Genomic DNA, 22725 nt, shown 5'->3' with positions numbered 1-22725 from the left:
ACGCAAGAAGCCCGGCCAAGGCCGGGCTTCTTCGTCTCAACGCCGCGCGGCGATCAATAGCCGTCGTCGCGGATGTAGCGCGTTTCGTAGGGATCGTCGTAGACCACCGTGCGGGTGGTGACCACGCGGCGCGTCACCGGCGCCTCCTCGTAGACCACCGTGGACGGCTGGCGATAGACCACGGCCGGGGGCGCGCCGTAGTAGACCGGGGCCGGGCGCAGGGCGTTGTTCACCAGCGCCGCGGTGGCGCCGACGACCACCGCGCCGGCGATCCAGCGGCCGCCGCTCCAGTAGCCGCCGCCATGATGGCGATAGCCGCCGCCGTAGTAGCCGCCGTGATAACCGCCGTGATAGCCGCCACCCCAGCCGCCGCCGCGACCCCAGCCGTGTGCGGAAGCCGCCATGGGCGCCGCGACCATGGCCGCCACGGCCACGCCAGCAGCGAAGATCTTGCCGAGACTGCGCGAACGCTTGTTCATGACATACCTCCGATCAGTTGCGAGGCAGATGCTCGGGCCGGCGCACTTAATGTGCACTGAAGGGTTCACTTTTTAACGCGGGCATTACGCCAGGGGTCGTCGTCGCCGGGCGCGACGGGGCGGCGCAGCAGCCAGCAGCCGTGGATGTCGGCGCGGCGGGCGAAGTCGAACGGGATGCTGGGCGCGCTCCAGTCCTCGATGGCGAAATGCGGTTCCAGCGCCTCGCGGTCGAGCTTGAAGCGGCGGAAGTTGTTGGAGAACACGATCACCCCGCCGTCCGCCAGCCGCTCGCCGCAGGCCGCGAGCAGGGCGGCGTGGTCGCGCTGCACGTCGAAGTCCTCGGCGCGCTTGGAGTTGGAGAAGGTCGGCGGGTCCACGTAGATCAAGCCGTAGCGCTCGCGGGTCTGCTTCAGAAAGGCCAGCGCGTCGGCCTGCACCAGCCGGTGCCTCTCGCCGGTGAATCGATTGAGCGCGAGGTTGCGCGAGGCCCATTCGAGGTAGGTGGCCGAGAGGTCCACGCTGGTGGTGTCGCGCGCGCCGCCCGCCGCCGCGTACACGCTGGCGGTGGCGGTGTAGGCGAAGAGGTTCAAGAAGCGCCGGCCCTCGGCCAGCTCACGCAGCTTGGCGCGCACCAGGCGATGGTCGAGGAACAGGCCCGTGTCGAGGTAGTCGGTGAGGTTGACCAGGAATTTCAGCCCGCCCTCCCCCACCTCGACGAACTCGCCGCGCTGGTCGAACTGGCCGTACTTGGAGCCACCCTTGCCGCGCTCGCGGGTCTTCAGCGCAATGCGCTCGCGCGGCACGCCGAACACCTCGCCGGCCACGCGCGCGATCTCGCGCAATCGCGTGCGCGCGACGTCGGCGGGGACCTCCGCCGGCGCCCGGTATTCCTGCACGTGCAGCCATGTCGCACCGGCGGCGTTGCCGTAGACGTCGATGGCGGCGGCGTACTCGGGCAGGTCCTGGTCGTAGGCGCGCCAGCAGTGGATGCCCTCGCGCGCCAACCGCTTGCGCAGGTGGCGCAGGTTCTTCTCCAGCCGGTTCTTGAGCATCTGCGCGCCGGGCGACAGCGGCTTGGGCTCGCGCGGAGCCGTGTCGCGCGCATGCAGCTCGAAGATCAGCAACTGGGTTTCCAGCGGGCCGTTGTAGAGCACGTACTTCTTGTCCGCGCGCAGCGGCATCGCGTGGCCCAGTTCCAGGTCGCCGGCCAGCACCGCCGCGCGCCAGCCGGCGAAGCGCTCGCGCAGCGCCTCGCCCAGCGCGCGGTACAGCCGCGGCATCTCGGCGCGCTCGCCCAGGCGCTCGCCGTAGGGCGGGTTGGTGATGACCAGGCCGCGCGCGTAGCCGGGCGGCGGCGCCACCTGCAAGGCATCGCGGCGGTCCAGCGTGAGGAAGCCGGCCACGCCGGCGGCCTGCGCGTTGCGCTTGGCCGTCTGCACCATGCGCGGGTCGCTGTCGGAGCCGAAGAACGCGGCGCGCAGCGCGCGCAGGCCGGCGTCGGCCCGCTGCTGCGCCTCGTCCAGCAGGCCGCGCCACAGCGCGAGGTCGTGCTGGCCCCAGCCGAGGAAGCCGTAGTACTCGCGACGCAGGCCGGGCGCCACGTCGGCGGCCATCAGCGCGCCCTCGATCAGCAGGGTGCCCGAGCCGCACATCGGGTCGAGCAGCGCGCCGCCCTCGGCGTAGAGCTCCGGCCAGCGCGCGCGCAGCAGCATCGCCGCGGCGAGGTTCTCCTTCAGCGGCGCCTCGCCCTGTTGCTCGCGCCAGCCGCGCTGGTGCAGCGGCGCGCCGGCCAGGTCCAGCGACAGCGTGGCGCGGTCGCGCTTGAGGCGCAGGTTGAGGCGCAGGTCGGGCTCCTCCAGGTCCACGTCCGGGCGCGCGCCCGCGTTCAGGCGGAACTGGTCCACCACCGCGTCCTTCACCCGCTGCGCCGCGAACTGGCTGTGCGAGAGCTTGCTCTGCGTGGTGTGGGCGTCCACCGCCAGCGTGCCGTGCGCGGCCAGGTGCCGCGACCAGTCGATGGCCTGCACGCCCGCATACAGCGCCGACTCGTCGGCCGCGTCGAACTCGGCAAGCGGCAGCAGCACGCGGCTGGCCAGGCGCGACCACAGGCAGGCGCGATAGGCCGTCTCCAGCGTGCCGGCGAAATGCACGCCGGCCAGCGCCTCGCGCACGTCGGCGGCGCCTAGCGCGATCAGCTCGTCCTTGAGCAGGTATTCGAGGCCCTTGGGGCAGGAGGCGAAGAAGGCCTTCATGCCAGTCCCTCGAGGAACAACCGGAACTGCGCGGCGACGGCGTCCACGCTGGCGCCGAGGCGATGGTCGTCGTCCAGCACCAGCAGCGGCACGCGGCGCTCGCCGGCGAAGGCGTGGATGGCCTCGAGCGGGCACACCTCGTCGCGCCAGCCGTGGATCAGCAGGCTCGGCACGCCCGCGCGCAGGTCGAAGGACGAGGCGAAGCCGGGGATCGCCGCCGGCGTGGCGAGCAGGAACAGCCCGGCCACCGGCCGCTCCAGCGACACCAGCCCGGAGACGAAGGCGCCCATGCTCGAACCCACCAGCACCGGCGGTGCCGGCTGCGCGTCCACCGCGTCGCGCAGGCGCGCCACCCGCGGCGCCACGCTGCCGGCGTGGCCGAGCACGTCGTCGGCGCGGTAGTCCGGCCGGTGCGTGGACCAGCCGAGCGACTCGGCCAGCGCGGCCAGCACGCTGACCTTGGTGGCGTCCGGGCCGGAATCCGAGCCATGCGAAAGAAGGATGTGGCCGCGCATCGCGCAACTCCGGAAGAAAAAGGGAATGCACGCATGATAGCCGGCCGCCGTGCGAGACTGCCGGGCATGAGCGCGCCGACCATCCACGACCACCTGCTGCCCTATGTCGACAAGCTGCCCGAACGCCACGCCGAAGCGGTGGAGCTGGTGGTGATCCACTGCACCGAACTGCCCGACCTCGCCATCGCCCGCGAGTACGGCGAGCGCGTGGTGCACGCATCGGGCACCGGCAACAGCGGGCATTACTACATCGACCGTGACGGCAGCATCTGGCGCTATGTGCCCGGCACGCGCATCGCCCATCACGTGCGCGGCCACAACCCGCACTCGATCGGCATCGAGCTGGTGAACCTCGGCCGCTACCCGCACTGGTGGCACGCCGGCCACCAGACCATGACCGAGCCCTACCCGCCGGCGCAGATCGCCGCGCTGAAGGCACTGCTGGCGCAATTGCGGCAGGAGTTTCCCCGGCTGCGCCGCATCGCCGGCCACGAGGAGCTGGACACCGCGCGCGTGCCCGCCACCGACGATCCGTCCGTGGAAGTGCCGCGCAAGCTCGACCCCGGCCCGCTGTTCCCTTGGGCCCAGGTGCTCGCCGGCGGCGGCCTGGCGCGCCTCGCCGCCCCGCTATAATCGCCCTCCGCCATCGCCCCCCCCGACCACGCCGGACAAGACGCTACCCGCATGCGCGAAACCCACGTCAGCGAGCTGGTCGAGCTGCTCCAGCTCGAACGCCTGGAAGACAACCTGTTCCGCGGCCAGAGCCGCGACATCGGCACCAAGTACGTATTCGGCGGCCAGGTGCTGGGCCAGGCGCTGGCGGCGGCGCAGCAGACGGTGGACCCGGTGCGCGCGGCGCACTCGCTGCACGCCTACTTCCTGCGCGCCGGCGACATCGACGCGCCGATCGTCTACAGCGTGGAGCGCGCCCGCGACGGCGGCACGTTCTCCTCGCGGCGGGTGGTGGCGATCCAGCACGGCCAGCCGATCTTGAACGGCTCGATCTCCTTCCAGGTGCCGGAGCCGGGCTTCGAGCACCAGAGCGCGATGCCCGAGGTGCCGCGCCCGGAAGACATCGAGCCGCTGCAGCCACTGCCGCCCGAGCGGCTGGCCAGACTGCCGGAGAAGATCCAGCGCTGGCTGGGCGTGGACGCGCCGGTGGAGTTCCGCCACGTGTGGCCGCAGGACAAGCTCAACCCGGTCAAGCGCCCGCCCTACCAGCACATCTGGTTCCGCATCGCCGCGCCGGTGGGCGACGACCCCGCGCTGCACCGCGCCCTGCTCGCCTACGCCTCGGACTTCAACCTGATCGGCACCGCCACGCTGCCGCACGGCATCTCCTACTACTCGCACAACGTGCAGATGGCGAGCCTGGACCACGCGCTGTGGTTCCACCGCCCGTTCCGCGCCGACGAGTGGCTGCTGTACTCCTTCGACAGCCCCACCGCCCAGGCCGGGCGCGGCCTGGCGCGCGGGCAGATCTTCAGCCGCGACGGCCGGCTGGTGGCCTCCACCGCGCAGGAAGGGCTGATCCGCCTGCGCGGGGATTGAACCGCGAACGGGCGCCGGCCGGCGCCCGAGGCATTACACTTGCCGCATGCGCCTGCTCTACACCTCGCCCCGCCAGGACAATGTCGACCGCGTGATCGCGCTGATGGCCGAACACGGCATCGAGACCCGCGTCACCAACCGTTCCAACTGGAACAAGCCGAGCTACCAGCGCGCCAGCTACCAGTCGCGCAACACCAACCGCGACAGCTGGCCGCAGGTGTGGGTGGTGCACGCCGACGACCACACCCGTGCCCGCGAACTGCTGCGCGAGCTGGGCGTCGAGCCGGCGGTGCGCTTCGCCGAGGAGCTCGGCATCGAGCGCAGCCCGGCGGTGCGGCGGCAGAGCGTGGCCGTGCGCATCCGCCGCATCGTGCTGGTCGCGCTGGCCGCCGCGTTCCTGATCCTGATGCTGCGCTACCTGGGCAAGATCTGATCCGCGCCGCCGTCTGCGCACGGGCCCGCTTCGCGGCGGCGCCCCGCCTGCGGCGAGACGGTGGCTGACACCACCCGCCGCCGCGGGCATAGAATCGGGCCATGCGCTCCGAACGTGTCCGCCTGTTCCAGACTCTGCCGCACACCTGCGGCTACTACGCCGAACGCACGGCGCAGAACCTGGTGATCGATCCGGCCGCGCCGCAGCTGGACCGGCTGTACGGGCCGGCGCTGGAACACGGTTTCCGCCGCGCGGGCGGGCACCTGTATTTTCCGCAGTGCCCGCAGTGCCGCGCCTGCACGCCGTGCCGCATCGACGTGGAGCATTTCCGCCCCGACCGCGCGCAGCGGCGCTGCCTGCGCCGCAACGCCGACCTCAGCGTGGTCGAGTGCATGGCCGGCTACAACGCCGAGCGCCACACGCTGTACCAGCACTACCTGCGCAGCCGCCATGCCGGCGGCGGCATGGACGAGGCCGACGCCAGCGACTTCCGCCGCTTCCTCACCGCGCCGTGGAGCCCTACGCTGTTCCTGGAGTTCCGCCTCGGCACCCGCCTGCTCGGCGTGGCGGTGACCGACGTCTGCCTCACCGGCCTTTCGGCCGTCTATACGTTCTTCGATCCGGACGAGAGTGCACGCAGCCTGGGCACCTTCGCCATCCTGCAGCAGGTGGACCTGGCCCGCCGGCGCGGCATTCCCTGGCTGTACCTGGGCTTCTGGATCGAAGGCCACCCGAAGATGGACTACAAGCGCCGCTTCCGCCCGCTGGAAGTGCGCACCGCCGAAGGCTGGACGAGGCTGGAGCCGGACGGCTGACGCCCCCGCTACACCCGTGCGACGACGCGCGGCATCGGATGGATCTCGAAGCCGAAGCCGGCGCGGATCACCGGGTCGTCCTCCGCCAGGCGCTGCGGATCGGCGCCCTCCTCCAGCGAGAGAATGCCGATGCCGTAGGCGCCGCGCGGATCGGCACGGGCCCGAAGGCGATCGCCCGGCCCTGCTGCACCAGAGCGGACCAGTAGGCCACGTGCTCGCGCATCGCGCCCGCCTCCGCCTCGGTCATGTCGCCCGGAAAACCCGGACGCGGCGGGAGCAGCTTGAACAGGAAGCAGGCCATGTTCCCTCCAGGTCGTCGCCCAGCATCACCCCCGGCGGTGAGCAGCGGCTCGCCCCGGCCGTTCGCCGCCTCGTCGCCTGGATCGGCGACGCCAGGGCCGCGAGGGTTTCAAACGGCGCCATCGGCTTGCGCGTGGCCATGCCCAATGTGCATGGCCGCCTGCGCAACGCCGCTCACGCGGCCACGGACGCGGCTACAGTTCCACCTTCAGCCGCTGCGCCGCGCGGATCGCCTTGGCCTTGGCCGCCTCCACGTCCGCGTCGCGCGCCAGCGTCACCGCCATGCGCCGGCGGCCCTTCACCGTCGGCTTGCCGAACAGGCGCAGCTGGGTGTCCGGCTCGGCCAGCGCCTCGGCCACGCCGTGGTAGCGCGGCGCGCTACCTTCGCCCTCGGCCAGCACCGCGCACGAGGCCGCCGGGCCGAACTGGCGGATCGCCGGCACCGGCAGGCCGAGGATGGCGCGTGCGTGCAGGGCGAACTCGGAGAGATCCTGCGAGATCAGCGTGACCAGGCCGGTGTCGTGCGGGCGCGGGCTCACCTCGGAGAAGATCACCGCGTCGCCCTTCACGAAGCACTCCACGCCGAACACGCCCCAGCCGCCCAGCGCGGCGGTGATCGCCGCCGCCTGCCGCTCGGCCTCGGCCAGCGCCACCTCGCTCATCGGCTGCGGCTGCCAGGACTCGCGGTAGTCGCCATCCTCCTGGCGATGGCCGATGGGCGCGCAGAAGCGGGTGCCGTCCTTGTGGCGCACGGTGAGCAGGGTGATCTCGTAGTCGAAATCGACGAAGCCCTCCACGATCACCCGGCCCTGCCCCGCGCGGCCGCCGGATTGCGCGTAGTTCCAGGCCGGCTCGAGCTGCGAGGCGTCGCGCACCACGCTCTGCCCCTTGCCCGAGGAGCTCATCACCGGCTTCACCACGAACGGGTAGCCGAGCGCGGCGGCGGCCTCGCGGTATGCCGCCTCGCTGTCGCAGAAGCGGTAGGGCGAAGTGGGCAGGCCCAGTTCCTCGGCGGCCAGGCGGCGGATGCCCTCGCGGTTCATGGTGAGCCAGGCAGCGCGCGCGGTGGGCACCACCTTGAGGCCGCCCTGCTCCAGCTCGACCAGGGTGGGCGTGTGGATGGCCTCGATCTCGGGCACCACCAGGTCCGGCCGCTCCTGCTCGATCAGCGCGCGCAGCGCGGCGCCGTCGAGCATGTCGATCACATGGCTACGATGGGCCACCTGCATCGCCGGCGCATCGGCGTAGCGATCCACCGCCACCACCTCCACCGCCAGGCGCTGCAGCTCGATCGCCACCTCCTTGCCGAGCTCGCCCGAGCCGAGCAGCAGCACGCGCAGGGTGTGGTCGGAATGGGGCGTGCCGAACGGCTTCATGGGGTTCTCCGGGCGCGACAAAAACGCCATTGTACGGTGCGATGCACTGCGCATTGACGAACGGCGCGGCGGGGATTCCACTGCGCCTGTCCCCGACCGGAATCGCCGCATGCTTCGCCGGATCGCCACGCTGCTGGTGCTCGCCTGCCTCGCTCTCGCTCCGGTCGCCCCCGCCGCCGAACCGGACAGCGAGACGATCTGGATGAGCGTGCTGCTCAGCGGGCGCAAGATCGGCTCGCTCCAGATCGAGCGCCGGCGCGAAGGCGACGCCGTCACCACCACCCAGACGCTGATCCTCGAACTCAACCGCGTCGGCACCACGCTCAGGCTCGGCAGCATGAGCCGCACGGTGGAGGGCCTGGACGGCTCGCCGCGCGGCTTCGCCGCCAGCAACACACTGTCGGCCGCCGCCAACAGCACGGAAGGCCGGCTGCTCGCGCCGGGCCGCTTCGCGGTCACCACCAGCGTGGCCGGCCTGTCGCGCAGCACCGAACTGGCCCTGCCCGCCGACGCGCTGATGTTCGAGGGCCTGCGCCGCGCCATGCAGGCCGCCGGCCGCCGCCCCGGCACCCGTTACAGCGTGCGCCAGTTCGACCCGGGCAGCCAGCAGGTGGTCACGGTGGACACCGAGGTGCTGGGCGAAGAGCGGGTCGCGCTGCCCGACGGCCCCGAGACGCTCAGCCACCAGCGGCAGCATCTGATGCTGGCCGGCGGCATGCAGACGGTGGAAGTGTGGCTCGACGATCGCGGCATCGCCCGCAAGGGTCGCATGGCGATGGTCGGCCAGCCGCTGGAGATGCTCGCCTGCAGCCGCGCCTGCGCGCAGGCGCCGACGCAGCGGGTGGACATGTTCCGCGCCGCGATGGTCGGCTCGCCGCGCCCGCTCACACCCAACCTGCGCGCCGTGCCGCTCAGCTACCGCATGCACGTGCGCGGCGACCTCCCGCAGCCGTTCGTGGCGACCGACGAGCAGCGGGTGGTGCCGCTGGGCGACGGCCAGTGGCTGCTGCACATCGGCCATGCGCGGCGCGGCAGCGAATCGCCGCCCACCGCGCTGGACCGCCAGCCCACCGACTGGCTGCAGTCCGACGCCCCCGAGATCCGCCAGCTGGCGATCCAGGCCGCCGGCAAGGCGCGCGACGACCGCAACCGCATGCGGCGGCTGCGCAGCTTCGTCAGCGACTACATCACCGAATACGGCCTGGACGTCGGCTACGCCTCCGCGCTGGAGGTGGCGCGCACCCGCAAGGGCGACTGCACCGAATACGCCGTGCTGCTCGCCGCGCTCGGCCGCGCCGCGGGCGTGCCCACGCGCGTGGTCAGCGGCATGGTCTACGCCGACCGCTACAGCGGCGTGCTGCGCGTGTTCGTGCCGCACGCCTGGGTGCAGGCCTGGGTGGACGGGCGCTGGGAGAGCTACGACGCCGCCCTGCGCCGCTTCGACGCCACCCACATCGCGCTGGCTGTCGGCGACGGCGACCCGGCCCGCTTCTTCGCCGCGGCGCGGATGTTCGGCAACCTGCGCATCGACCGCGTCGCGCCCAGCGCGGACCTGATGGACACCCTCGGCACCGCGCCGGCCGTCGCGGCGCCTTCCGGAGCCGGCGCCGCCGGCCCCTGAAAGCGGCACTTGAAAATTGATATCTTTTTGATATCTAATTTGCGCTCTTCAGGGAGACGGACACCATGAACGAGCGCAACGGTTTTTCGATTCCCGGCATTCCTTTCGTGCTGGCCTGCCTGGCGTTGGCCGCATTGGGAGCGTGGCTGGTGATCACCGCCGGCGAGGCCATCTGGCACCTCGCCGCCGGCGTGGTCGTGCTGGGCCTCGCCGGCTTCGCGCTAAAAGGCTTCTTCCAGGTCGCGCCCAACGAGGGCCAGGTGCTGCAGCTGTTCGGCAAGTACGCCGGCACCGCCCGCGCGGAGGGCCTGCGCTGGACCAACCCGTTCTACAGCAAGCAGCGCCTCTCGCTGCGCGTGCGCAACTTCGAGAGCGGCAAGCTCAAGGTGAACGACAGCGACGGCAACCCGATCGAGATCGCCGCGGTGGTGGTGTGGCAGGTGTTCGACAGCGCCGAGGCGGTGTTCTGCGTGGACGACTACGAGAACTTCGTGCACATCCAGAGCGAGTCGGCGTTGCGGCAGATGGCGCAGAGCTACCCCTACGACGCCCGCGACGAGGGCCTGCCCGCGCTGCGCAGCCACGGCGAGGCGATCAACGACCACCTGCGCGACGAGATCCAGGCCCGGTTGCAGAAGGCCGGCGTGCAGGTGATCGAGGCGCGCATCAGCCACCTCGCCTACGCGCAGGAGATCGCCCAGGCCATGCTGCAGCGCCAGCAGGCCGGCGCCATCGTGGCCGCGCGCGAACGCATCGTGGAGGGCGCGGTGGGCATGGTCGGCATGGCGCTGGAGCGGTTGCGCGCGCAGGGCGTGGTGCAGCTGGACGAGGAACGCAAGGCGGCGATGGTCAGCAACCTGCTGGTGGTGCTGTGCGGCGACCGCAGCACCCAGCCGGTGGTCAACGCCGGCACGCTCTACCACTGAAGGAGGCTGCGCATGACCGCCGGAACCGTTGCCGTGATCATCGCCATCATCGCCGCCGCGATGCGTCGGCGCCGCGCCCACTGAGTACGCATGGCGGCCGAGAAAAAAGCCTACCCGCTGCGCATCAGCGCGGCCGTGCTGGAAGCCATGCAGCGCTGGTCCGAAGACGAGCTGCGCAGCCTCAACGCGCAGATCGAATACGTGCTGCGCGAGGCGCTGCGCAAGAACGGGCGGCTGAAACCCGGCCAGTCGGCGCCGGTGGAGGACGACAAGGACTGAGCGCCGCTCCACGCCACGTCATCCCGTGAAAGCCCTCGGCAGAAGGCCATCCCGCGCGCGCTTTCTTTCTTCCAGCTCTTCGCTCTTCGAGGGGTCCCCTACCCAGACATGCGGCACCGGGTGACTCGCTTCGCTCGCCCCTGCGGGGCCATCCTTCGAACGTTCTGTGCGCTTGTCCGGCCTGCACTGGAACGATGAGCAAGCGCAGTGAGGCAAGCATGTTCTGCGCTCGCGCGAACACCGCCTCCTCAGCGCGCGGCCACCGCAACCTCCAACTGCGGCAGCCGCACCACTCGGGGCCGGTCACGCCCCAGCACCAGCAAGCCACGGTCCCGCAGCACCACGCGCTCCACGTCCGCCAGCCCGGCCTCGCGCCCCAACCGGCGCAGCGGACGGCCGTCGGCGGCATCGTAGACCACCACCTCGTCGGTATCGGCAGCCGCCACCAGCAGCCAGTCGTAGCCGGCGTCGCGCCAGTGCACGACGGGGCGGAACGACACCGCCTCGTCCTGCCCGCCCGCGGACGCCCAGGCCAAGGTCGTGCCCGCCCCCGCCGCCAGCTCGAACGCGAGCGCGAGCGCACTCCCCCACCGCCACGGCGACGGCAGGCGCAACCTCGAACGATCGGGAAACAGGCCTCGCATGCCGGCATCCTCCCCGGCCGCGATGACGGCGCGATGACAGCGCTCAATCCGCCCGGCGCACCGCCCCGAGCCCCAGCGCGATCCAGCCGACGATGAAGGCGATGCCGCCGAACGGCGTGACGAGGCCCGTCCAGCGCGGTGCGCCCAATGCCAAGGCATAAAGGCTGCCGCTGAACAGCACGATGCCCAGCGCGAGGGCCACGACGGCCACGCGCCCGGCGCGCCCGCGCGCGCCGAGCACGGCGAGCGCCAGGGCCAGCGCGTGCCAGAAGTGGTACTGCACCGCGGTGTGCCACAACTCGCGGTGGGCGTCGTCCAGCGTGCCGCGCAAGGCGTGCGCGCCGAAGGCGCCGAGCAGCACGGCGCTGGCGCCCGCGGCGGCGACCAGCAGGCGCTGGCGGTTGCCGGGAGTGGCCGGGCCGGAAGTGGACGGGCCGGAAGTCGATGAACGGGGAGTCGATGGCATCGCTTGTCGCCACGCCCCGCGCGCGCGGTTCCAGCGGCAGGGCTGTCGTATGCTGGTGGAGGTACTCCCCGCCGATTCTCGCATGAAGCCGTTCCAGCGATCTGCCCGCCTCCTGTCCGTCGCGCTGCTGCTGGCGCTCGCGCTGCTGCTCGCCGCCTGCCAGCGCGAGGCCGCCCCGTGGCGGCTGATCGACATCGGCGGCCACATGCCCGACCTCGACTTCGCGCTCACCGACGACCAGGGCAAGGCCGCCACCGGCGCCGACTACCGCGGCAAGGTGGTGCTGCTGTACTTCGGCTACACGCACTGCCCGGACGTGTGCCCGCTCACCCTGGCCCAGCTGCACGTGACGATGCAGCGCCTGGGGCCGCTGGCCGACGGCGCGCGCATCCTGTTCGTGAGCGTGGACCCGGCGCGCGACACGCCGCCGGTGATGCACGCCTACGTCTCCGCGTTCGACCCGCGCGCGGTGGGCCTCACCGGCACGCCACGTGCGATCGAGGCGCTGAGCAAGCGCTACCGCTCCGCCTTCACCCGCGAGCCGGACCAGGGCGAGGGCCGCTACGAGGTCAGCCACAGCTCGGCCATCTACGTGTTCGACCGCGCCGGCAAGGCGCGCCTGATCGCCACCCCGTCCACGCCGCAGGACGACCTGGTGCACGACCTGCACCTGCTGCTCGCCACCACCGGAGCCGGAGCCCGACCATGATCCGACGCGCCCTGCCCGCACTGCTCGCTGGCCTGCTCGGCGCCGGCGGCGCGCACGCCGCCCAGGCCGACCACGTGCATGCCGGGGGCGCCTGGATCCGCCTGCTTCCCGCCGGCCTGCCCGCGGGCGGCTACGTCGTCCTGCGCAACGATGCCGACCGGCCTGTCGTGCTGCGCGAGGCCAGCAGCCCCGCCTACGGCCACGTGATGCTGCACCGGAGCACCAGCGAGACCGGCATGGCGCGGATGAACGCGGTGGCGTCGCTGGACATTCCCGCCCACGGCACGGTCGCGCTGGCCCCCGGCGGCTATCACCTGATGCTGATGGAGGCGACGCAGCCGGTGCAGGCCGGCCAGACGGTGACGATCCGCCTGCACTTCGCCGACGGCAGCACGCTCGACGCGGGCTTCCTCGCCCGCCCGGCGAATGCGACGGGGCCCGCCGACGGCGGTTGAGCGTGTCGATCCCATGATCGACCGGCACGGCCGCCACGCACGACGCCACCCCTCAGGACTTCGGGCCGCATGGCAGCAGGCCGCCCGCGGCCTGGCGCTCAGCGGTGCCTCGCCGCCCCGGCGGCCCCGCCCGTCCGGGGTGGCCCGGCGCGCTTGCGCAAGCGCCCGTTGCGCGAGAGCCGCAGCCAGTTGCGCAGCGCCAGCAGCGCGCCGGACACCTCGACCAGGGCCGCCGGCACCCAGATGATCAGGCCGCCGAGCAGCTGTCCGGTGAGCACGTTGAAGTCGAAGGCGCGGCCGCAGATCTCGAAGATCGGGTAGAGGTCGGCCCTGGCGAAGGTGATGTAGGCGCCGGCGAGGATCTGCGGCGTCATCGTGATGCCGGGCGAGAGCACGCGCATGCCTACCGCCATGCGGCCGGGCGGATGCGGCCGGTGGTCGAGCGTCAGCGACCAGTAGGCGAAGCCGCTGGCCAGCATCGACCCGTTCATCAGCCGGTAGATGCGCCAGTCCAGCATCGCCAGCGTCTGCATCGCGGGGAGCAGCCATACCAGCACGAAGGCCACGAACAGCAGCGTGACCAGCGCCGGGTTCAGCAGCACGCCCGTTGCCATGCGCCACGGCCACGCGCGCGCCAGCGGCCGCAGCGCGCGCGCGCGCCAGGCCAGCGGCAGGCCCGCGCGCAGCACCGTGCCCGGATAGGAGGCCACGATCACCAGCGGCGCCAGGTGATGCAGCAGCACCTGCTGGATGCGGTGCATGAAGAATTCGTGCTCGGCGTAGTAGTCGAAATAGGTGTGCAGGGTGAGGTAGACCGTCGCCATGCCGGCCCAGAACGCGAACCGCCGCCCGGCGCTCACCGCGAGCCGGCGGCTGCCGCGCCAGTACAGCACGCAGGCCGGCAGGAACACGGCCAGGAACGTCCAGGAGAATTCCCACGGCACGATCCACTTGAGCAACGCGGCGATCATCGGCCCGACCCGCGCGGGCGCCGCGGTGCGGCCAGCCGGCCCGGCGACCCGATGCGGCGCCGGCGGCGGGCCGCCGCGGTCATGGCCGCTGGCGGCGGCTTCGGCGGGTGCGCCGCCAGCCGTAGAGCAGGCCGGCCAGGGCCACCAGCACCGGCACCAGCACGATGTTGAGCACCTTCAGCTGCGTGCCCAGCGCGTCGATCTCCGCATTGAGCTGGTGCTGCACGTCGCGCAGCTCCTTGTTGATCGCCAGCCGGCGCTGTTGGAACTGCTCGACCTCCCGCTTCTGTTCCACGGTCATGCCCGAGCCGCGCCCCGCCTTGCCCGACTGCAGCTCGTCCAGCCGGCTGCGCGTCTCGGCCAGCTCGTGCTCCAGCTCCTGCTCCTTGAGCAGGAACTTGCGGTCGGCCGCCGCGCGCAGGCCCTGCACGCGGGTGAACGGCCGCTGCGAGGTGTAGCGCGCGCCGATCGACAGCAGCGCGGAGGAGCCGCTCAGGTTGTCCACCAGGTTGGTGACGAAGTCGCCGTTGTTGGCGAAGGCGCTCAGCATCGACTGGCCGAGAAAGCTCTGCGACTCCACCCACAGGCGGTCGCTGAGCAGGTCGGTGTCGGCGATCAGGATCACCTCGGCGTTCGGCCCCGAGCGGGCCAGGTGGCCGGCCGTGCCGGCGCGCTCGGGAAAGGCGCTGGCGAAGGGGCCGCGCAGGCGGGCGGCGATCACGTCGTGGGTCTGCGCCGGGCGGTAGTCCCGCAGCAGCACGCCCGGATCGCTGGCTGCCTCCAGCACGCGCTGCACCGGCACGCGCTGCGCCTCGGTGCTGCTCTGCATCAGCGGCAGCAGTCGCGTGGTGGCGGTAGGCAGGAGGTCGAAGCTGCCGGCGGTGGAGACGTTGATGCGCTGCAGGCTCGAGGTGACGACGTCGCTGCGGTTGAGCTCCTGCGCGCCCAGGCCGAGCATCGCCGGGTGACTCAGGCTGCTGCCGGCCAGCTCGATCTGCAAGGCGCGCGAGCGGTCCAGCACCACCTGCCGCGGGTCGTAGGCCACGCCCCAGGCGCCGAACAGCCGGGGCAGGTTCGAGTCGTGGTCGTCGGTGACGCCCTTGCTGTCCACGTAGGGCGCGTTGTCGAGCTCCGCGTCCGGGTCGACGAACACCACCAGGTGCCCGCCGCGCAGCACGTACTGGTCGAGCGCGTACTGCGCCTCGTCCGACAGCCGCTTGGGATGGATCAGCAGCAGCACCTGGATGTCGTCGCCCACGCGCCGGAGGCCCGCGGGGTCGATCATGTGCACCTCGAACTGCTGCTCCAGCTGGCGGAACACGGTCCAGGGCTGCTCGCCGATCAGCGGATTGCCGTTCACCGGCAGCGAGCTGACCACGCCGATGTGCGGCTTGGTCGGCTCGCCCAGCTCGTACAGCAGCTTGGCGATGTCGTATTCGAGGAAGGCCTCGCGGGCGGGGTCGAAGAACGGGATCGCCAGCGAGCGCGCGTCGCGCCCGTCGTCCGGCTCGCCGCTGGGGCGCAGCGTGGTGCCGATCAGCCCGAAGAACACCCGCTCGCCGTTGCTGCCGCCGTTGATCGGGCTGAGGCCGCCGCCTTCGGCGCTGGCCTCGTCGTCCGAGTACGGCACCGGGTCGACCACGCTCAGGCGGATGCGCCCGCGCGAGCGCGCCACCATCTCCAGCAGCATCTCGCGCACGCGCTGCTCGTAGCTGCGCAGCTGCGGCAGGTCGCGGGTGGCGTGGTCGGAGAAATACAGCGTGAGCCGGAGCGGCCGGCGCATGCCGTCGACGATGGTGAGCGTGCCCGGCGTCAGCGTGTAGAGCTTGTCGGCGGTGAGATCCATGCGCGCCGAGCGCAGCCAGCGGCCGCTGGCCAGCGCGAGGCCGACGAAGACCAGCACCAGCAGGGCCAGCGCGGCGTACAGCAGGGTGCGGCGGGGCGGCGTGCGCAGGCGCAGCATCAGCGGACCCGCTTCAGGTCGAGCACCAGGATGCCGGCGAGGAGCCAGGCGAGGATGGTGAGCAGGAAATAGACCAGGTCGCGCACGTCGAGCACGCCGCGCGCGATCGCCTCGAAGTGGCGCAGCATCGACAGCTGCGCCACGCCGCTCACCAGCTTGCGCGGCAGCGCGCCGTGGAAGAAGTCCAGCACCTGCGGCTGGCCGGCGAGGATCAGCAGCACGCACACCATCATGGTGAGGATGAAGGCCACCACCTGGCTCTGCGTCAGCGCCGACAGGCAGGCGCCGATGGCCAGGAAGGCACCGGCCATCAGCCAGCTGCCGAGGTAGCCGGCCAGGATCACGCCGTTGTCAGGCGAGCCCAGGTAGTTCACGGTGAGCCAGAGCGGAAAGGTCAGCACCAGGGCCAGGCCGAGGAACAGCCACGCGGCGAGGAACTTGCCCAGCATCGCCTCGTGCAGGTTGACCGGCAGCGTGAGCAGCAGCTCCAGCGTGCCGCCCTTGGCCTCCTCCGCCCACATCCGCATCGACACCGCCGGCGCCAGGATCAGGTAGAGCCACGGGTGCATGGCGAAGAACGGCTGCAGGTCGGCCACGCCGCGCTCGTAGAAGTCGCCGGCGTAGAAGGTGAGGATGCCGGCGAGCACCAGGAAGATCACCAGGAACACGTATGCCATCGGCGTCACGAAATAGCTGCGCAGCTCGCGCCGCGCGATGGCCATGACGGGGGTCATCGGTGCGTCTCGTGGCGCCGGGAAGCGGGAATCGGCAAGCGGGCATCGAAACCTGCCCATGGCGGGAAACGGAGCGTGGGCCGAAGCGCCGCGCTCGCCGCTTTCCCCATGCCTTGCGCTCCGCTTCTTGCGTCCACGCCCATCACGCCCTGCCCTCTGCGCCGTTGCCGGTGGTGATCTGCCGGAACACTTCGTCCAGGCGGCCGCGTTCGAGCTGGATCTCGGACACCTCCAGGCCCTGCTGGCGCAGCAGGTTCTCCACCGGTTCCAGGATCCGTGCGCCCGGCTTGGGGAAGACGGTGATGCGCCCGTCCAGCGGGTCCACCTCGATGCCCGCCACTTGCGGCAGGCGGCCGAGCATCTCCTGGGCGATGCCGCTGCCGGGCGCGCTGAAGGACACCGCGCCGTGGTAGCGCGAGCGCTGCTCCAGCTCCGCCGGCGTCGCGTCGGCCAGCAGGCGGCCGCGGGCGATGATCACCACGCGATTGCACAGCGCGTGCACCTCTTCGAGCAGGTGAGTGGATATCAGGATGGTGCGCTCGCGCGCCATCGCGTCGATCAGCTGGCGCACCGCGTGCTTCTGGTTGGGATCGAGGCCGTCGGTGGGCTCGTCCAGCATCAGCACCGGCGGGTCGTGCACGATCGCCTGGGCCAGGCCCACGCGGCGGCGCAGGCCCTTGGAGAGCGTGTCGATCGGGCTTTCCAGCACGTCCTCCAGTTCCAGCCGCGCCACCACGTCCTCGAAGCGCCGCCGGCCGAGATCCACGGCCAGGCCGCGCATGCGCATGATGAAGAGCAGGAACTCGCGCACCGTCATTTCGCCGTAGCCGGGCGCGCCCTCGGGCAGGTAGCCCAGCGCGCGCCGCGCGGCGACCGGCTCGCGCGCCACGTCGTGGCCGCAGACTCGCGCGGTGCCCGAGGTCGGCGCCAGAAAGCCGGCGATCATGCGCATCGCGGTGGTCTTGCCCGCGCCGTTGGGACCGAGCAGCCCCAGCACCTGGCCCGGCTCGGCGCGGATGGACAGGGCGTCCACCGCGGTGAGGTGGCCGTAGCAGCGGGTGAGTCGGTCGGTCTCGATCATGCTCTGTAGGGTTTCGGCGACGCGCGCCGCTCGGGGCAATGTACCGCAGTGCCGCGCAAAGGTTCCCGCAGCGGCCCGCCCATGGGCCAATGGGTTTGGCCGGCGCCGGCGGCGCGGGAGCGGGCCCACAAAAAAACCCTGCCTGCGGCCGCAGGCAGGGTCTTCGGGAACCGCGGGGCGTTGTTTACTCGCCGCCGGCCGGGGCCGCCGCGGAACCCGCCGGGGCGGGCGCCGAGGAGGACGAGGCCGGGGCCTCTTCCAGCGACGGCGGCTTGATGCCGGCTTCCTGCTCCGGCGTCTGCGCCGGCACGTCGCCGGCGAGCGGCAGGTAGACGTCGAAGCGGGCGTAGCTGGTCACCTCGTCGCCCTTCTTCTCCTCCGGCTTGGCGAGGATGTCGTACAGGCGGTTGACCACCTCGTCGAACTTGTAACCGTGGGTCTGCGCATAGGCCTTGAGCATGTCGCGGGTCTGCGGCACGCCGGCCGCGGTGCCGCTCCACGAGGCCTTGAGCGCCGGGCCGCCGAAGGCGAGCACGCCACGCACGTTGCTGTCGATCACCAGGCGGCCGAAGCGGTCGTGGTCGCCCGGCGCCAGCTTGGCGTCGGCGGCCGGCGCCGCGGCGGTGCTGGCCTCGGCCGGGGCGCTGCCGGCGGCGGCCGGGGCGCTGCCGGCGGCGGCCGGGTTGGCCTCGTCCAGCTTCGGCGCCTGCGCGGCGGCGAGCTCCTGGCTCTGGCCGTTCACGGTCAGGCTGGTGGCGTCGATCGGCAACGCCACGTCGAAGTCGTAGTTCTGGTCGCCGTAGTTGGTGGTGAAGACGATGCGCGGGCCTACCACGTTCACGCCCAGCTTCTTGGCCGCGGTGCGGATCTCGCCCTCGGCCTTGGCGGTAGCCTGGTCCAGCGCGTCCAGACCGCCCTTGCGCTCGATGGTGGTCGGCACCACCAGCAGCGGCGTCGGCTTGGTCTGCTCGATGTACGGGATCAGCTTGCCGTAGTCGATGTTCGGCACCGTCGCCATCGCGGTCTGCAGATTGTTCAGGCTGAACTGGATGAACGAGTCCGGATCGCCGTGGATGTACAGGTTGGAGTAGCGGCTGACCAGGTTGAAGCCGTACGACACGTCGTACGACCAGGTCACCTGGGTCAGCTGGCCACGGTTGCCCTGGCGCTCGAGGGCCAGCGTGAAGTGCTTGTCGTCGCCGCGCCAGCCGTTGTCGATGCTCCACACGATGGTGGCGGTCTTGGCGGTGCCGTCGACCTTGTCGAAGCTCGGCTCGGCGCTGGCGATGGCGAGCTTGCCGTTGCCCACCTTGCTGTCGCTGCTGGACCAGCTCAGCTCGGCGCCGGGGCCATAGGCCTTGCCGGACAGGCTGTACTGGACCTTCGCGTCGTAGGTGCGCAGCACCGAGTAGTCGGGGAAGCGGCGGAAGTTGCTGAGCACGTCGTAGACCTGGCGCATGTCCTTGCCGATGACCTGCTGCCGCTCCACATGGCCGCTGCTGGGCATCGCCACGCCCACTACGACACCGACGATGGCCACGATCAGCACGGCCACGAGAAATTCAAGAACACGCATCATTACCAAGGTTCTCCAGAGCGTTTGCACGCAGCGCTTGAAGGTTTCGTCCGGCCGCACATATCCCGGGACCCCTGTCCCGGAACATTGGCACCCCTGGAGGCGGCACGGACCGAAGCTCTGGATGTTACTTGCTCGCCGACAGGAACGCTATCCGCTCCGCAGCATCCCTTCCCGGCCTCGCGGAAAGCGCCGCAAGCCGCGCCGCGGCGCCGTTTCGGGCCCGCGCCCGACGCCCCGGCGCCGCGCGCGAAAGCACGCTGCGACAAGTCGTCGGTGAAGATTGGACGGCTATTCCCTCGGCCCGGCCGCACTTCCCCCAAGGCCCAAGGAACGAGGCGCGTGCTCCCCGCACAGCGCCTTGCCGATCAGACGATGCCCAGCTCCAGCGCCTTGAGCACCGCCCGCGTGCGGTCGCGCACGCCCAGCTTGGAGAGGATGTTGGAGACGTGGTTCTTCACCGTGCCCTCGGCCACCTTGAGCGAGTTGGCGATCTCCTTGTTGCTGTAGCCGCCGGAGAGCAGGCGCAGTATCTCGGTCTCGCGCTCGGTCAGCGGGTCGGGCTGCTCCAGGCTGGTGAACTGGTTCTGCATGCGCCCGACGCCGGCCAGCAGACGCTGGGTCACCATCGGCGCCACCAGCGAGCCGCCCGCGGCCACCGTGCGCACCGCCTCCACCAGTTGCTCCAGCGAGACGTCCTTGAGCAGGTAGCCGCGCGCGCCGGCCTTGAGGCCCTGCAGCACCAACTGGTCGTCGTCGAAGGTGGTGAGGATGATGGTGGCCGGCAGCTCGTTGCGCGCCGACAGCGTCTGCAGCACCTCCAGCCCGCTCATGTTGGGCATGCGCAGGTCCAGCAGCACCACGTCGGGCTTGATGCGCGGGATCTCCAGCACCGCCTGGGCGCCGTCGGCGCATTCGGCCACCACCTGGATGTTCTCGGCCAGGCCGAGCAGCGAGCGGATACCCTGGCGCACCAGGTTCTGGTCGTCGACGAGACAGACGGAAATCATCGTGAACCCTCGGAGACAGGAATGACACGGGCATGCCGGCGGCCCGGCGCGGCCCTGCGTCGCCGGCCATTCTGGCACGCGACGGCGGGTGGGGAAGCGGGCGCCGCGTTCATGGCACGCTGATCGCCGGCGGCTCGAGCCGCGAGGGCGTGTGCGGCAAGGTCAGCACCTCGCCCAGCGGCAACTGCACGGTAAGCGCGAAGCCCTGCCCGACGGCGGACTCCACCACCACCTGGCCGCCGTACTCGCGCAGCCGCTCGCGCATGCCGGAGAGGCCGTTGCCCGGGTGGAACTGCGCCGCGCCGCGGCCGTCGTCGCGGGCATACAGCTGCAGCAGGTTGGCGTCGAGGTAGTCGAACTTCAGCCACAGGTTGCGCGCGCCGGCGTGGCGGGCCGTGTTGGTGATGATCTCCTGCGCGCAGCGCAGCAGCACCTGGGCCCGGCCGGGATCCTCCACCCCGAAGCGCGGCGGCGTGTTCACGTGCACGGCCAGGCCCGGCACGCCCTCGATCAGGCTGCGCAGCGCCTGGGTGAGGTCGACCGCATCGTCCTGGCGCAGCTCGCTGACCACCTCGCGCACGTCCGACAGCAGGTGCTTGGCGGTGGCCTGCGCCTTGCGCACGTGCTCGGCCGCCTCCGCGTTGGCCAGGTGGCTGGCCACTTCCAGGTTCAGGCTGAGCGCGGTGAGGTGGTGCCCCACCAGGTCGTGCAGATCGCGCGCGATGCGCATGCGCTCGGCGATGCGGGTGGACTCGGCCAGCAGCGCGCGGGTGGCGCGCAGCTCGGAGTTGAGCTGGCGCTGCACCTCGCGCGCCTCGGCCTGCTGGCGGGCGACGGTGGAGGTGAAGAAGGTGATCGCCGAAATGCCCAGGTACATGCAGACCTGCAGCGCTGCCGTCACCACCGTCCAGTTGGGGTAGTTGGCGATGATCGGGATCAGCAGCAGGTTCTGCACCAGCATCCAGACCAGTGCGGCCGACAGGGGCAGCAGCCACGGCAGCACGACCGAGATCACCACCATGAGCATGGCGGACAGGCCCGACTGGCTGCACCAGCCCACGACGATGGCCGAGACCGTCATCACCACCAGCCCGGCCATCTTGAGAAGGCTCGGCCGCGCCTGGAGGTCGGCGGTCAACCCGAGGTAGCTGACGCCGAACAGCACATAGCTGATCGCCCACCCCACCAGCGCGGGGCTCTGGCTCCACGGGCTGCTGACCGCGGCCAGCCCCCAGTCCCCCTGCAGCAACGGCACGCCCACGCAGATGTAGGTGAACAGGCCGACGTAACGCAGCAGTCGGATGTGGTTAAAGTTGGTCCAGGCCATGCCCGGCATGATAGGCCAGCGCAAGGCCTCCGCCATGCGCGAGAAGTCATTGTCGACCCCGTGCCGGAAGCCATGCAGCGTCGCGATTTACAAAGGTTTTACATCGTCGCCCCGGGTGTGCCGCCCGCCCGCGCATGCCATAATGCCGCCCGTGCAGGCCGCCAGTCGGGCCTGGTCCGATTCCTCATCATGCGGAGCTACGAATGGCCCTAGCCATCCGAGACGTGCGCGAGCACGACCTGGATGCCGTACTGGCGCTCAACAACACCGCCGGCCGCTCCATCCTCGCCCTCAACGCCACGCAGCTGCGTTATTTCTACGAGCACGCCGACTATTTCCGCGTGGCCGAGATCGACGGCGAGATCGCCGGCTTCCTGATCGCCATGCGCGAAGGCCGCGACTACGGCAGCCCCAACTACCGCTGGTTCCGCGAGCACTACCCGTCGTTCGTCTACATCGACCGCATCGTGATCGCCAACGCCTACCGGCGCCACGGCCTGGGCCGCATCTTCTATTGCGACGCCACCAGCTACGCCGAGGTGCGCGTGCCGCTGCTCACCTGCGAGGTGTTCCTGGAGCCGCGCGACGACGTGGTGGTGTTGTTCCACGGCACCTACGGCTTCCAGGAAGTGGGCCAGCAGCGCATGGGCGAGGACGGCCCGCAGGTCAGCCTGCTGGCTAAGGACCTGCCGAGCTTCGCCTACGTGCGCGAAACCTATCTCGAGCACGGCGGCCTGCCCGCCGAGGCCTGGCTGGCGGAGCGCCTCGGGCCGGCGTCCGACGACCCACAACAACAACGCCGCCTCGCCGGGGAGCGGCTGCCATGAATGCCACGATGGATACCACTGATGCCTGCGACCTGCGCTTCGGCCAGGTCGGCATGGCCTGCGTGCGCCTGCGCCGCGTCGACGCCGCCGCGCTGTGCGAGGAACTGGAGCGCCGCGTGCGCTCCTCCCCGCAGCTGTTCGCCCGCGCCGCCGTGGTGCTGGACTTGAGCTACCTGCCCGCGCTGCCCGACGACGGCACCGTGGACGCCCTGCTCGAAGCCATCCGCAGCGCCGGCATGCTGCCGGTGGGCCTGGCCTACGGCACCAGCGCCACCGAGGCGCTGGCCGAACGCATGGGCCTGCCGCTGATCGCCAAGTTCCGCGCCGCCTACGAACCGGCCGCCGGCCAGCCGGCCGCGACGCCCGCCCCGGCGCCGGCGCCCGCGCGGCAGGCCGAGCCGCCGGCGCCCGAGCC

General features: G+C 71.3%; 24 protein-coding genes and 1 pseudogene. 11 read left to right on the top strand and 14 right to left on the bottom strand.

What is annotated here, in order from left to right; all coding sequences use genetic code 11:
- Positions 1-53 precede the first annotated feature (53 nt).
- The 3 genes from ACH65_RS15560 to ACH65_RS15550 form a co-directional block, all read right to left on the bottom strand.
- Positions 54-479: a hypothetical protein gene (locus ACH65_RS15560; RefSeq protein WP_049623535.1), complete on the bottom strand. Its 426-nt coding sequence runs from the start codon at positions 477-479 to the stop codon at positions 54-56.
- 65 nt (positions 480-544) lie between these two features.
- A complete protein-coding gene (rlmKL, locus tag ACH65_RS15555) occupies positions 545-2731 on the bottom strand; it encodes a bifunctional 23S rRNA (guanine(2069)-N(7))-methyltransferase RlmK/23S rRNA (guanine(2445)-N(2))-methyltransferase RlmL (RefSeq protein WP_049623534.1) in 2187 nt (728 codons plus the stop codon).
- Positions 2728-3246, bottom strand: coding sequence for an alpha/beta fold hydrolase (locus ACH65_RS15550; protein ID WP_049623533.1), 519 nt, complete (start codon positions 3244-3246; stop codon positions 2728-2730). Before ACH65_RS15550 ends, rlmKL begins: the two co-directional genes overlap by 4 nt.
- 66 nt (positions 3247-3312) lie before the next feature.
- On the opposite strand from ACH65_RS15550, the gene ACH65_RS15545 reads away from it, so the two are divergent.
- From ACH65_RS15545 to ACH65_RS15530, 4 genes are all read left to right on the top strand, one after another.
- Positions 3313-3879 (top strand): N-acetylmuramoyl-L-alanine amidase, encoded by a 567-nt coding sequence (locus tag ACH65_RS15545; protein WP_049623532.1) that lies wholly within the window; start codon positions 3313-3315, stop codon positions 3877-3879.
- A 51-nt stretch (positions 3880-3930) separates the two neighbouring features.
- A complete protein-coding gene (tesB, locus tag ACH65_RS15540) occupies positions 3931-4797 on the top strand; it encodes an acyl-CoA thioesterase II (RefSeq protein ID WP_049623531.1) in 867 nt (288 codons plus the stop codon).
- Between the two features lie 46 nt (positions 4798-4843).
- Complete coding sequence (locus ACH65_RS15535) at positions 4844-5230, top strand: putative signal transducing protein (protein WP_049623530.1); 387 nt, start codon at positions 4844-4846, stop codon at positions 5228-5230.
- 101 nt (positions 5231-5331) lie between these two features.
- Entirely contained in the window at positions 5332-6045 is a 714-nt protein-coding gene (locus ACH65_RS15530) for an arginyltransferase (protein ID WP_049623529.1), read from the top strand.
- Between the two features lie 67 nt (positions 6046-6112).
- Here the strand turns inward: ACH65_RS15530 and ACH65_RS15525 are convergent, their stop codons facing one another.
- On the bottom strand, positions 6113-6346 hold the full coding sequence (locus ACH65_RS15525) for a hypothetical protein (RefSeq protein ID WP_049623528.1): 234 nt from the start codon (positions 6344-6346) through the stop codon (positions 6113-6115).
- Between the two features lie 193 nt (positions 6347-6539).
- Positions 6540-7721 carry a formate-dependent phosphoribosylglycinamide formyltransferase gene (gene purT, locus ACH65_RS15520; protein ID WP_049623527.1) on the bottom strand — a complete coding sequence of 394 codons (1182 nt, stop codon included), beginning with the start codon at positions 7719-7721 and terminating at the stop codon, positions 6540-6542.
- Between the two features lie 109 nt (positions 7722-7830).
- On the opposite strand from purT, the gene ACH65_RS15515 reads away from it, so the two are divergent.
- The 3 genes from ACH65_RS15515 (at position 7831) to ACH65_RS15505 (ending at position 10547) form a co-directional block, all read left to right on the top strand.
- Complete coding sequence (locus tag ACH65_RS15515; RefSeq protein WP_049623526.1) at positions 7831-9342, top strand: transglutaminase-like domain-containing protein; 1512 nt, start codon at positions 7831-7833, stop codon at positions 9340-9342.
- A 65-nt stretch (positions 9343-9407) separates the two neighbouring features.
- Positions 9408-10268 carry an SPFH domain-containing protein gene (locus ACH65_RS15510; RefSeq protein WP_049623525.1) on the top strand — a complete coding sequence of 287 codons (861 nt, stop codon included), beginning with the start codon at positions 9408-9410 and terminating at the stop codon, positions 10266-10268.
- A gap of 90 nt (positions 10269-10358) precedes the next feature.
- The gene (locus ACH65_RS15505) at positions 10359-10547 is read left to right on the top strand and encodes a type II toxin-antitoxin system antitoxin (RefSeq protein ID WP_049623524.1); all 189 of its coding nucleotides are present in this window, start codon (positions 10359-10361) and stop codon (positions 10545-10547) included.
- Positions 10548-10795: 248 nt separating this feature from the next.
- Here ACH65_RS15505 and ACH65_RS15500 read toward each other — a convergent pair whose 3' ends face one another.
- Positions 10796-11191 (bottom strand): hypothetical protein, encoded by a 396-nt coding sequence (locus tag ACH65_RS15500; RefSeq protein ID WP_053096283.1) that lies wholly within the window; start codon positions 11189-11191, stop codon positions 10796-10798.
- Between the two features lie 43 nt (positions 11192-11234).
- Positions 11235-11657 (bottom strand): DUF423 domain-containing protein, encoded by a 423-nt coding sequence (locus ACH65_RS15495; protein WP_049623523.1) that lies wholly within the window; start codon positions 11655-11657, stop codon positions 11235-11237.
- 82 nt (positions 11658-11739) lie between these two features.
- Between ACH65_RS15495 and ACH65_RS15490 the strand changes: the two genes are divergently transcribed.
- Both ACH65_RS15490 and ACH65_RS15485 read left to right on the top strand, forming a co-directional pair.
- A complete protein-coding gene (locus ACH65_RS15490) occupies positions 11740-12366 on the top strand; it encodes an SCO family protein (RefSeq protein ID WP_049623522.1) in 627 nt (208 codons plus the stop codon).
- On the top strand, positions 12363-12821 hold the full coding sequence (locus ACH65_RS15485) for a copper chaperone PCu(A)C (RefSeq protein WP_049623521.1): 459 nt from the start codon (positions 12363-12365) through the stop codon (positions 12819-12821). The genes ACH65_RS15490 and ACH65_RS15485 overlap by 4 nt, the downstream gene beginning before the upstream one ends.
- A gap of 98 nt (positions 12822-12919) precedes the next feature.
- On the opposite strand, the gene ACH65_RS15480 is transcribed toward ACH65_RS15485, so the two are convergent.
- The 7 genes from ACH65_RS15480 to ACH65_RS15450 all read right to left on the bottom strand — a co-directional run bounded on the left by ACH65_RS15480 (position 12920) and on the right by ACH65_RS15450 (position 21483).
- Positions 12920-13792: a cytochrome c oxidase assembly protein gene (locus ACH65_RS15480; protein ID WP_049623520.1), complete on the bottom strand. Its 873-nt coding sequence runs from the start codon at positions 13790-13792 to the stop codon at positions 12920-12922.
- Positions 13793-13871: 79 nt separating this feature from the next.
- Positions 13872-15755: a GldG family protein gene (locus tag ACH65_RS15475; RefSeq protein ID WP_049623519.1), complete on the bottom strand. Its 1884-nt coding sequence runs from the start codon at positions 15753-15755 to the stop codon at positions 13872-13874.
- Positions 15755-16489 (bottom strand): ABC transporter permease subunit, encoded by a 735-nt coding sequence (locus ACH65_RS15470; RefSeq protein WP_049623518.1) that lies wholly within the window; start codon positions 16487-16489, stop codon positions 15755-15757. The genes ACH65_RS15475 and ACH65_RS15470 overlap by 1 nt, the downstream gene beginning before the upstream one ends.
- Before the next feature lie 142 nt (positions 16490-16631).
- On the bottom strand, positions 16632-17570 hold the full coding sequence (locus ACH65_RS15465; RefSeq protein ID WP_049623517.1) for an ABC transporter ATP-binding protein: 939 nt from the start codon (positions 17568-17570) through the stop codon (positions 16632-16634).
- A 184-nt stretch (positions 17571-17754) separates the two neighbouring features.
- Entirely contained in the window at positions 17755-19149 is a 1395-nt protein-coding gene (locus tag ACH65_RS15460; RefSeq protein WP_049623516.1) for an SRPBCC family protein, read from the bottom strand.
- A gap of 365 nt (positions 19150-19514) precedes the next feature.
- Positions 19515-20156, bottom strand: coding sequence for a response regulator (locus ACH65_RS15455; RefSeq protein WP_049623515.1), 642 nt, complete (start codon positions 20154-20156; stop codon positions 19515-19517).
- Positions 20157-20265: 109 nt separating this feature from the next.
- Entirely contained in the window at positions 20266-21483 is a 1218-nt protein-coding gene (locus ACH65_RS15450; RefSeq protein WP_049623554.1) for a sensor histidine kinase, read from the bottom strand.
- A gap of 203 nt (positions 21484-21686) precedes the next feature.
- On the opposite strand from ACH65_RS15450, the gene ACH65_RS15445 reads away from it, so the two are divergent.
- Positions 21687-22310, top strand: coding sequence for a GNAT family N-acetyltransferase (locus ACH65_RS15445; RefSeq protein WP_049623514.1), 624 nt, complete (start codon positions 21687-21689; stop codon positions 22308-22310).
- A pseudogene (minC, locus tag ACH65_RS15440) lies at positions 22307-22725 on the top strand (septum site-determining protein MinC); the annotation flags it as partial. The gene ACH65_RS15445 and the pseudogene minC, both read left to right, overlap by 4 nt.

This window comes from Frateuria defendens, from assembly GCF_001182895.1.
In the GTDB taxonomy this organism is placed as follows: domain Bacteria; phylum Pseudomonadota; class Gammaproteobacteria; order Xanthomonadales; family Rhodanobacteraceae; genus Frateuria_B; species Frateuria_B defendens.
Note: the sequence above shows the minus strand (reverse complement) of the source record. Positions and strands in the feature narration are given on the sequence as shown.

Bases quoted from the DNA above. Each gene is read 5' to 3' on its own strand.
- ACH65_RS15455 (WP_049623515.1), bottom strand. From the start codon at position 20,156: ATGATTTCCGTCTGTCTCGTCGACGACCAGAACCTGGTGCGCCAGGGT.
- tesB (WP_049623531.1), top strand. From the start codon at position 3,931: ATGCGCGAAACCCACGTCAGCGAGCTGGTCGAGCTGCTCCAGCTCGAA.
- ACH65_RS15465 (WP_049623517.1), bottom strand. From the start codon at position 17,570: ATGATCGAGACCGACCGACTCACCCGCTGCTACGGCCACCTCACCGCG.
- ACH65_RS15515 (WP_049623526.1), top strand. From the start codon at position 7,831: ATGCTTCGCCGGATCGCCACGCTGCTGGTGCTCGCCTGCCTCGCTCTC.
- ACH65_RS15500 (WP_053096283.1), bottom strand. From the start codon at position 11,191: ATGCGAGGCCTGTTTCCCGATCGTTCGAGGTTGCGCCTGCCGTCGCCG.
- ACH65_RS15560 (WP_049623535.1), bottom strand. From the start codon at position 479: ATGAACAAGCGTTCGCGCAGTCTCGGCAAGATCTTCGCTGCTGGCGTG.
- ACH65_RS15480 (WP_049623520.1), bottom strand. From the start codon at position 13,792: ATGATCGCCGCGTTGCTCAAGTGGATCGTGCCGTGGGAATTCTCCTGG.
- ACH65_RS15450 (WP_049623554.1), bottom strand. From the start codon at position 21,483: ATGGCCTGGACCAACTTTAACCACATCCGACTGCTGCGTTACGTCGGC.
- ACH65_RS15550 (WP_049623533.1), bottom strand. From the start codon at position 3,246: ATGCGCGGCCACATCCTTCTTTCGCATGGCTCGGATTCCGGCCCGGAC.
- ACH65_RS15545 (WP_049623532.1), top strand. From the start codon at position 3,313: ATGAGCGCGCCGACCATCCACGACCACCTGCTGCCCTATGTCGACAAG.
- ACH65_RS15470 (WP_049623518.1), bottom strand. From the start codon at position 16,489: ATGACCCCCGTCATGGCCATCGCGCGGCGCGAGCTGCGCAGCTATTTC.
- ACH65_RS15485 (WP_049623521.1), top strand. From the start codon at position 12,363: ATGATCCGACGCGCCCTGCCCGCACTGCTCGCTGGCCTGCTCGGCGCC.
- purT (WP_049623527.1), bottom strand. From the start codon at position 7,721: ATGAAGCCGTTCGGCACGCCCCATTCCGACCACACCCTGCGCGTGCTG.
- ACH65_RS15510 (WP_049623525.1), top strand. From the start codon at position 9,408: ATGAACGAGCGCAACGGTTTTTCGATTCCCGGCATTCCTTTCGTGCTG.
- ACH65_RS15495 (WP_049623523.1), bottom strand. From the start codon at position 11,657: ATGCCATCGACTCCCCGTTCATCGACTTCCGGCCCGTCCACTTCCGGC.
- rlmKL (WP_049623534.1), bottom strand. From the start codon at position 2,731: ATGAAGGCCTTCTTCGCCTCCTGCCCCAAGGGCCTCGAATACCTGCTC.
- ACH65_RS15490 (WP_049623522.1), top strand. From the start codon at position 11,740: ATGAAGCCGTTCCAGCGATCTGCCCGCCTCCTGTCCGTCGCGCTGCTG.
- ACH65_RS15525 (WP_049623528.1), bottom strand. From the start codon at position 6,346: ATGGCCTGCTTCCTGTTCAAGCTGCTCCCGCCGCGTCCGGGTTTTCCG.
- ACH65_RS15445 (WP_049623514.1), top strand. From the start codon at position 21,687: ATGGCCCTAGCCATCCGAGACGTGCGCGAGCACGACCTGGATGCCGTA.
- ACH65_RS15505 (WP_049623524.1), top strand. From the start codon at position 10,359: ATGGCGGCCGAGAAAAAAGCCTACCCGCTGCGCATCAGCGCGGCCGTG.
- ACH65_RS15530 (WP_049623529.1), top strand. From the start codon at position 5,332: ATGCGCTCCGAACGTGTCCGCCTGTTCCAGACTCTGCCGCACACCTGC.
- ACH65_RS15460 (WP_049623516.1), bottom strand. From the start codon at position 19,149: ATGATGCGTGTTCTTGAATTTCTCGTGGCCGTGCTGATCGTGGCCATC.
- ACH65_RS15475 (WP_049623519.1), bottom strand. From the start codon at position 15,755: ATGCTGCGCCTGCGCACGCCGCCCCGCCGCACCCTGCTGTACGCCGCG.
- ACH65_RS15535 (WP_049623530.1), top strand. From the start codon at position 4,844: ATGCGCCTGCTCTACACCTCGCCCCGCCAGGACAATGTCGACCGCGTG.